The sequence below is a fragment of the Pseudanabaena sp. 'Roaring Creek' genome (assembly GCF_001402795.1).
In the GTDB taxonomy this organism is placed as follows: domain Bacteria; phylum Cyanobacteriota; class Cyanobacteriia; order Pseudanabaenales; family Pseudanabaenaceae; genus Pseudanabaena.
This window is the reverse complement of sequence record NZ_LIRE01000356.1, coordinates 1-1,822: the sequence shown is the minus strand read 5'-3', so window position 1 is coordinate 1,822 and position 1,822 is coordinate 1. Positions and strand designations below refer to the sequence as shown.

General features: G+C 41.3%; 1 protein-coding gene and 1 pseudogene. Both read left to right on the top strand.

Annotated features, from left to right (window positions below; translation table 11 throughout):
• A pseudogene (locus tag AC805_RS12110) lies at positions 1-226 on the top strand (response regulator); the annotation flags it as partial.
• Positions 227-401: 175 nt separating this feature from the next.
• The coding region (locus AC805_RS26260) for a histidine kinase dimerization/phospho-acceptor domain-containing protein (protein ID WP_331459068.1) at positions 402-1,822 on the top strand (1,421 nt) is incomplete at its 3' end.

Below are 1,822 nucleotides of genomic sequence, written 5' to 3'. Positions count from 1 at the left end.
AGAAGATTTTGTCGTGCCACCAGAGGAGGATTTGAGAATGTTGTTGGATTTAGCCCTTGATGGGTTGCTTAAGAAGCTTGGCGATAGCGCTGGGCTGATTGGACAGAGGGATGAGCGCTATTTGCCGTTTGTCCAGAAGGTGCAGTTGCTGGCTAAGGGATTCAAAACGGAAGATATCGAAGCCTTGCTAAGTCGATATCTTCCTAGTCGATCGAAACGATGGTAGTCCTTAAGAAAAAAGAATCTGTTTTGTAATGTTTTACCAAGTAAATAAGTAAATAAATACAGTCAAAAATAAATACAGTCAAAAATAACTCAAAATCTATTTTATGCAGGATCGAGTGATGAATAAATCGGGAATATTAAACTCCATAGCACATCGGTCAATTGGAACTAGTCTAATGATATATGTGCTGGGTGGTGCTTTTGTAGGACTCAGTGCCATGTCAGTACTAGTCTATCGAGTGCTTGATAGTCAAGCTAGACATGAGATCCAGAAGACATTGAGGATCAAGGTGCGCGAGGTTGAGAGTCAAATTTCTCAAGTGGAAAACTTTACGACTAATATGCAAGTTGCGCTGCAAATTATGCGATCGCAGTCAAATATAACCACCAAGGATTACAAAAGATTAACATTTGAGTTTTTTAAAAAACGTCCATCCCTTGTGATGGGATCGGGATTTGGGCAAACTCCCTATGGGATTATTGCTGACCGTAAATGGTTTTATCCATATTTTTATGTCGATCAGGGATCTCCTGATTCGGTCGGCGATCGCTTGCCTGCCCCGAATGAAAACATTCGCTATTTAGATGTAATTGATGCGGAGTTTTATCCAGACAAGGAATACTATAAATTTGGTATTCAGGCTGGAAAGCCTGCATGGAGTGAACCCTATGATTGGTATGGTATTACTATGGATACCTTTACCTATCTTATCTTTGATGATCAAGGGAAAACATTGGGCTATACGGTAAGTGACCTTAATGTGACCGCCATTACTCAACAAATTAAGGATAAGGCATTCCACGATCAAGGCTATTTTGCTTTAATCAGTCAAAAGGGTAATCTACTGGGCTATCCACCCGATGTAGCAAAAGCAAAAGCCAGAGATAGTTACCGAGATATTCCTGAATTACAAGCAATTTGGTCGCAGATACAGGATAGCAATGGAATTCTCGAATCAGAAGGACAAATATGGGCTTACGATCGCGTAGCGGGAACTAATTGGCTGATGCTAGCGGTTGTTCCCAAAAATGTTGTCGTGTTCCCAGTTTTAAGCATTACTTTAGGAGGAACATTAGGAGCTGGTGTCATTTTAGTCTTAGTCGTAATTTGGTTTGTAAGGCGTTTGAATCGACGCTTGCAGCCAATTGTCGAAGAATGCAATCAAATGATACTGGTGGAGTCAGACGAGAATAAGCAAGTCAATCCTGAATTAAAAATCAATAAAAGTATGGATGAACTCGAAATTCTCTCTACTTCCTTTGAGCGAATGACACAACAACTTAGGGACTCATTTAATGCTTTGCAAAAATCAAACGAAGATCTAGAGATTCGAGTATCAGAGAGAACCGAAGAGCTACAGAGAGCCAAAGAAGCAGCAGACAGCGCCAACCAAGCCAAGAGCGAATTTCTGGCGAACATGAGCCACGAGCTAAGAACACCATTAAACGGGATCCTAGGATATGCCCAAATCCTAAGCCGATCCAAAGAACTGCAAGAGAAAGAGCAGCATGGGATCAACATCATCTACCAATGCGGCAGCCATCTATTGACACTGATCAATGACGTACTAGAGCTATCCAAGATCGAAGCAAGGAA